Here is a 5873-nt window from a genome sequence, read left to right on the forward strand (position 1 = left end):
TGGATTCCGTGCGCGGCAAAGGCACCACTTTTACCATCCGCCTGCCGCTTACCTTAAGCATTTCCAAGGCGATGGTGTGTGTCAGCGACAAAGCCCTGATCGCCTTTCCTCTCGACGGTGTGGAGGAAATGCTGGATGTTCCCGTCGATGAGGTGCAGCCGGATGAACAGGGGCGGCCCTCCATTCCCTGGCGGGATCAACGCCTTCCCTTCCAACCCCTCTCGAATCTGTTGTCCTACAGCCGCAGCCACAGCCGCAGCCGCTCCGAGGTCTACAGCGTTGCCCAGGATGAGGGCATCATCCCCATTGTTGTCCTCCAAAGTGCCGGCCAGTACCTTGCCCTGCAGGTGGACAGCTTTGTGGAAGAGCAGGAAATCGTGATCAAGCAATTGCGCGGGCCTGTGCCCAAACCACCTGGCATTTCTGGGGCAACGGTGCTGGGCAATGGTCGCGTGCTGCCCATTGCTGATGTCCTTGAACTGGTGGATATGGCCCAAGGCCGCCGTCGCGATCTCAGCCGCCTCTGGGCAGAGCGTCGCGCTGCGGAGCCACGTGCCGAGGAAACCCATCAAACCACGGTGCTCATTGTGGATGACTCGATTGCGGTGCGGGAGCTGCTCTCCATGTCCTTCCAAAAGGTGGGCTACCGGGTGGAGCAAGCCCGCGATGGACAGGACGCCTGGGAAAAGCTTCGCGGTGGCTTGCGCTGCGATCTCATCTTCTGCGACATCGAGATGCCGCGCATGGACGGCCTGGAGTTGCTCTCCCGCATACGGGCAGACAGCAACCTCAAGCATATTCCGGTAGCTATGCTTACCTCAAGGGGGGCAGAACGGCACCGGCAGACAGCCCGGGAGCTGGGAGCCACTGCCTACTTCACCAAGCCCTACTTGGAGGAAGAGTTGTTCAGCGCTGCCGCTCGCATGTTGCAAGGGGAGCAGTTGTTGGCACCCAACCCCACTTCCTGAACTGGCGACGCCAGGGGTGCCCAGATGGGGGTACCAAGCTAAGGGATCCCACTCTGGCTGGCAGGGTCGCCAAAGGGCTTGACTCTAGAGGGGACTGGAGGGCGTAGGATATTGACCTGTTGTCCTCGGAGGAAGCGGTGATGCGCCTAACTGTCTGGGCTCTCATCCTGGCTGGTGGGCTTGTCCTGGACACTCTCTGGGTTGGCAGGGAGCTGGAGCCAGAGGCAACTGCTCATGAGAACAAGGGAGAGCTCTCAATCGATAGAGCTCATCGGATTAGCCTAGGCCCTGCCGACGAATCCTTCGATCTGCGGTTTCTGGATGCGATGATCCTCCACCACGAGGGAGCGGTGAGCATGGCCGCAGAGGCTCTGCAAAAATCCCGGCGGCGGGAAATTCTTCAGTTGGCCAGGGCCATTGTGGCAGCGCAAAGCCAAGAAATCAAGCAGATGCAGGGCTGGCGGCTGAGTTGGTACCCGCAAGCTCCCCAGGAGCCCGTGATGTGGCATGAGGAGATGGGCCACCAGATGACCATGACGCCGGAGATGGCTGCCGCCATGCGCATGGATACCGACCTGGGATCCGCTGACCCCAAGTTTGACCTGCGCTTTCTGAAAGCTATGATTCAGCACCACGAGGGGGCGCTAGCTATGGCCCAAGAGGCTCTGGAAAAATCCAAGCGCCCTGAGATCCGGCAACTGGCAACAGCCATTGTTACCACCCAGCAGGTAGAGATTGAGCAAATGCGGGCCTGGCAACAGCGGTGGTATCCGCAGTAGGGCTGCTGGGACAGTTTGCAAGCTTCAGCAGGGTCTGGGAAGATGAGGGGAGGCGAGCAAGGTCGGCTCCTGCTGCTGTCCCCAGTACCCAAGGGATTCTCCTGCATTGCCAATGGCCCTAGAGCTGCCCTCCCTCCCTCAACAGTTAGATTTGCTCCCACCGGTTCGCCAAAACCCAGGATCCCGAGGGTTGGCGGGGTTAGCCGTTTTGCTGCTGTGCCTGGGATCCCCCAACCGCTGGTTGCACTGGTTCCCAGGGGCACTGCTGGGCCTAGCGCCCCTGTTTCACCTTTGCGAACAACGACAGGGGTGGAGGCGCTGGCATTTGGCCTATGGCCTGTGGTTGTGCGTGTGCCTGTACGCCTTCTGGGTAGATCCCTTCTCCCTTCAGGTGCTCAGCGCTTGGGAGATCCTGGGGGGAGCAGTGGTGGCCCCCCTGATCCCTCTGTTTTTCACAACGGCCACAGTCTTAAGTTTGCAGTTGAGCCAGCCACTTCCCCCCTGGGCCCGTCCCCTAGGGGTGGCCACGGTCTGGACAGGGCTGGATGGGCTGCTGGGCTTGCTCTGGTGGCCGATTCCCTTCCACTGGGGATCCCTGCTCTTTGACTGGCCCCTTGGGATCCAAATTGCCGATCTCACTGGGATTTGGGGAGTGACCTTTTTTACTGTGTTCGTCAACGGCGTGGTTTGGCAGCTGGCCGAGCAGCTCCGCCGCCAGTGGAGGGCGGAGGGATCCTTAAGGGGAGCACTTGGCGCTGGGGCCAAGAACCCCGCTATCTGGCGCACGCTGGCCTGCGGCCTAGGTCTGGGGGGGCTAGTCTTGGCCTACGGCAGCCTACGGCTGGCCTACTTTGATGCTTTGGCGGCGGAAGGGGCTCCCAGCTTTCGCGTGGGGGCGGTGCAGCAGGTGGCCTGGCTGGAGGCGGATCGCAGTTGGGACTACCGCAGCGAGCGCTACCGGGAGCTGCATCAGCTTTCGGCTCAGGCGGTGGCCGAGGGGGCGCAGTTGGTGATCTGGCCGGAAGGAGCCCTGCGGGCCCGGTTGCTGAACACCCCCCTGCAACCCTATGTGATCGAGCCGATGCAAGCCATCCTCCCCCCGGAAGGGGCCTTGATTACGGGAGCCACGGAGCCGGATCCCCGCACAGCTCACCTGCCGGAGGAGGAGCAACGGTTTTTCAACACCGCCCTCCTCTTTGACGCCCAGGGCCGGGTGCTGGATTGGTTTGGCAAGCAGTGGATCTTCCCCTACTTTGAGTCAGGGCGCTACGTGCCCTCCCCCGATGGCTATCGGCCGCTGGCGGGAGGAGAGCTGTTTGGGCCTTTGGGGGTGATGATCTGCCTGGAGAGCGTTCTGCCTGCCCCCAGCCGAGCTCTGACCCGCGCGGGAGCTGAGTCCTTGATTGTCATCTCGGACGATAGCTGGTTTGGCAACAGCCACTGGCCGCTGCTCCACGGGCGGCTCTCGGTTTTCCGGGCGGTTGAAAACCGGCGCAGCATGGTCTTTGTCAACAACACCGGCGGCAACCTGGTGGTGGATCCCTCCGGTCGAATGCAACGGGTGGGCCCGATTTTTCAGCGCGGGGTGGTCAGCGGAGAGGTCAGGCGGCAATCTCAGGTCACCTTCTACACGCGCACAGGCGACTGGCTGGCCTGGCTGACCTTGGGTCTCTCTTTGGGATTGTGGCCTTGGGGATCCCGAGCAAGGCAAGGATGCGCTAGGATAGATAGGCCTTAACACGAATCTAAGTCGGCTTTCCCGTCCCGCGTTCCCAGTTTGCGCTGCTGAACTGGCCGAACAAAGGGATGTGGGGGTATCGACAATTGCTGATGTAGCTCAGTCGGTAGAGCAGCTCACTCGTAATGAGCAGGTCATCGGTTCGAGTCCGATCATCAGCTTTGGAGCTTTGTGCGGCCCTCACGGGGACTTCTGCCCTAGGTTGGCCTAGAGCGGGGATCCCCTCTCCCTGCAGGAGGACATAAAGAGCATAGCCAGTCGGTTGGGCCTTCGCCTTATGCTGAGGAAGATGGCCATTTTCGCGGCAGCGGTCTTTGGCGATGGCAACCCCCTTCTCTTGGCCCTACCGCACCCCAGGGATCCCGGACTCTGCCTTTGAGCGGATCCCGGGGATCCCGATGAGCCCCCGCGAGGTGCGCGTGCTGGTGCTAAGCCAGTTGCGCTTGGGGGAAGACCACTGCCTGTGGGATATCGGCGCCGGGACAGGCACCATCGCCATCGAAGCGGCCATTCTCTGCCCCAAAGCTCAGGTGATCGCCATTGAGCGAGATGCAGAGGTGGTTAGCCTGATCGAGAGCAACTGCGAGAAATTCGGCCTCAACAACGTGCAGGTAATCCAGGGCACTGCCCCCGCTTGCTTGCACCAGCTCTCTCCGCCCCCCGATCGCATCTGTATCGAAGGCGGCCATCCCCTACGGGAGATCCTGGAGGCGTCCTGGAACCATCTCAAGCCCAACGGCAGGATTGTGGCAACCACCAACTCTCTGGAGGGGCTCTACGGCCTCTCTACCGGGCTGGCTGCCGTGCGAGCTCATCATGTGGAGGTGATCCAATCGGCCGTGAACCGCCTGGAACACCGCGGTCGCACCCAACTGTTGCTGCCTTTGGATCCCACCTTTGTGTTAAGCGGGGAAAAATCCAGCTAAATCTCATAAGAAATCGTTTACATTTTTTGCAAATCCCTTCGAAAAGTAATGAGCTCAAGAAAATTGAGCTAGCCCAAGCTCTCCAGAGATGGGCAAAGTGCAAACCTTAAGCTATGCCGATATTTCTAGATTGCAGACTTCCATTTGCTCTTATACCAGAGACAGAGAGCTGCGGATCCCAGGGCCATGGATGGATTGCGACACCCCTTTCCCGAATCACGAGAAGTGAGGCTGCGACAACTATTGATTCGAGAGCGCTGGCCGGAAATGCTGAAGGGCTGCCGGGCCTGCATCCATTGGGACGACTTCAAGCGACCCGAATGCTGCGGCGACTGTGGCATTGGCGATCGCCGCAGACAAGAAGCAGAAAACCAGCCCAGCAAATCTTCAGGCATTTAGCTTAATCGGCGGGAAGCCCCGCACTGTATGGGTGAATTGTGTTGGCTCAAGAGCCAATCAGTGTCGCGATGAAAGCCGTTCGTGCTGCAATTGAGGCGAACAAGTTAAATCTCTGGAGAGTTTCTCGCCGTGGGTCGCACGGTGGCAGCACGCTGAGACCTCTGTACAAACAAGTCTGTGAAGCGTGAAGCCCGTACTCTATTTGATGAGTTGTGTTTACTCAACGAAGATGAGTGTCGGGAGTCGTTTATCCTGGGCAGATTCTCCCCATCGGGAGCCGATTCTAGTAGTTATTTTTGCCCAGCAATTTCTACCTTAGGCTCATCAAAAGGCCGGAGAGAGGAACTTCCTGGGGAGGCAACAGACGCACCTCTACTTTCGCCACTCCCTGCTCGTAAATGCCTAGCTCACGAGCGGCAGCCGTCGAAATGTCCAGATCTCGACCGCGAACAAAGGGGCCCCGATCCAGAACATCCACCACCACTCTGCGCCTGGGATCCTCAGGATTGGTCAACAACAAGCGCGTGCCAATGGGCAAAGTGCGATGGGCGGCAACAAAGTCCTGCTCAGGTCGAAAGACGCTGCCATCCTTGAGTCGATTCCAGCTCTGGCCAGGAGGCAATTGGCCATAGTGGCTCACCACCATGTGTTCCCCTTCCCCTGGAACAGGCGGCAACAATGCAATCAAAGCACCGGTCAACCAATCGATCATCCGTTTTTCCTCGTCAAAGTCTCCCAAAAACGTGTCCGGGAATACACTGACGAGCCCCACCGATCCCGGGTTCCCCAGAGGGATCCTTCGGCTGAAGTCAGTAGGCTTGGGTGGGGGCAATGCTCCTAGAATCCGGCCCGGCTCCGTGGGGCGAGGGGATCCCGGAGAAATGCAAACCACTGCATCAATTTCTACTTCTACATAGTTCTCTACATTCTGCAGGCTTCATTAGGGGCTGAGCTAGAGTGTTTCCAGCAGGCTCCTGGGGTGGGCTGCCTTTTCAGCTAGAAACCGCAGGAGCCGCGCCCTGTACCCCCGTATACGGGGGGAGGGGGGCCGGTCAGGGGCGGG

The 5873-nt window shown here is 59.6% G+C and carries 6 protein-coding genes and 1 tRNA gene; 6 read left to right on the top strand and 1 reads right to left on the bottom strand.

The window, feature by feature from the left end; genetic code table 11:
* The 6 genes from NW835_RS13825 to NW835_RS13850 form a co-directional block, all read left to right on the top strand.
* A partial coding sequence (locus NW835_RS13825) for a response regulator (protein ID WP_414415590.1) occupies positions 1-968 on the top strand: 968 nt, incomplete at its 5' end.
* Positions 969-1087: 119 nt separating this feature from the next.
* Complete coding sequence (locus NW835_RS13830) at positions 1088-1747, top strand: DUF305 domain-containing protein (protein ID WP_414364932.1); 660 nt, start codon at positions 1088-1090, stop codon at positions 1745-1747.
* Positions 1748-1937: 190 nt separating this feature from the next.
* Positions 1938-3485, top strand: a complete 1548-nt coding sequence (locus tag NW835_RS13835) for an apolipoprotein N-acyltransferase (protein WP_414415591.1) — start codon at positions 1938-1940, stop codon at positions 3483-3485.
* 88 nt (positions 3486-3573) lie between these two features.
* Positions 3574-3646: transfer RNA gene (locus tag NW835_RS13840), tRNA-Thr, on the top strand.
* A 159-nt stretch (positions 3647-3805) separates the two neighbouring features.
* The gene (cbiT, locus tag NW835_RS13845; RefSeq protein ID WP_414364935.1) at positions 3806-4411 is read left to right on the top strand and encodes a precorrin-6Y C5,15-methyltransferase subunit CbiT; all 606 of its coding nucleotides are present in this window, start codon (positions 3806-3808) and stop codon (positions 4409-4411) included.
* Between the two features lie 186 nt (positions 4412-4597).
* A complete protein-coding gene (locus NW835_RS13850) occupies positions 4598-4810 on the top strand; it encodes a hypothetical protein (RefSeq protein ID WP_414364937.1) in 213 nt (70 codons plus the stop codon).
* A gap of 310 nt (positions 4811-5120) precedes the next feature.
* On the opposite strand, the gene NW835_RS13855 is transcribed toward NW835_RS13850, so the two are convergent.
* A complete protein-coding gene (locus NW835_RS13855) occupies positions 5121-5522 on the bottom strand; it encodes a septal ring lytic transglycosylase RlpA family protein (protein WP_414364939.1) in 402 nt (133 codons plus the stop codon).
* Between the last annotated feature and the right edge of the window lie 351 nt (positions 5523-5873).

The organism is Synechococcus sp. OH2, from assembly GCF_047462155.1.
Lineage (GTDB): Bacteria > Cyanobacteriota > Cyanobacteriia > Thermostichales > Thermostichaceae > Thermostichus.

Bases quoted from the DNA above. Each gene is read 5' to 3' on its own strand.
- cbiT (WP_414364935.1), top strand. From the start codon at position 3,806: ATGGCAACCCCCTTCTCTTGGCCCTACCGCACCCCAGGGATCCCGGAC.
- NW835_RS13850 (WP_414364937.1), top strand. From the start codon at position 4,598: ATGGATGGATTGCGACACCCCTTTCCCGAATCACGAGAAGTGAGGCTG.
- NW835_RS13855 (WP_414364939.1), bottom strand. From the start codon at position 5,522: ATGATCGATTGGTTGACCGGTGCTTTGATTGCATTGTTGCCGCCTGTT.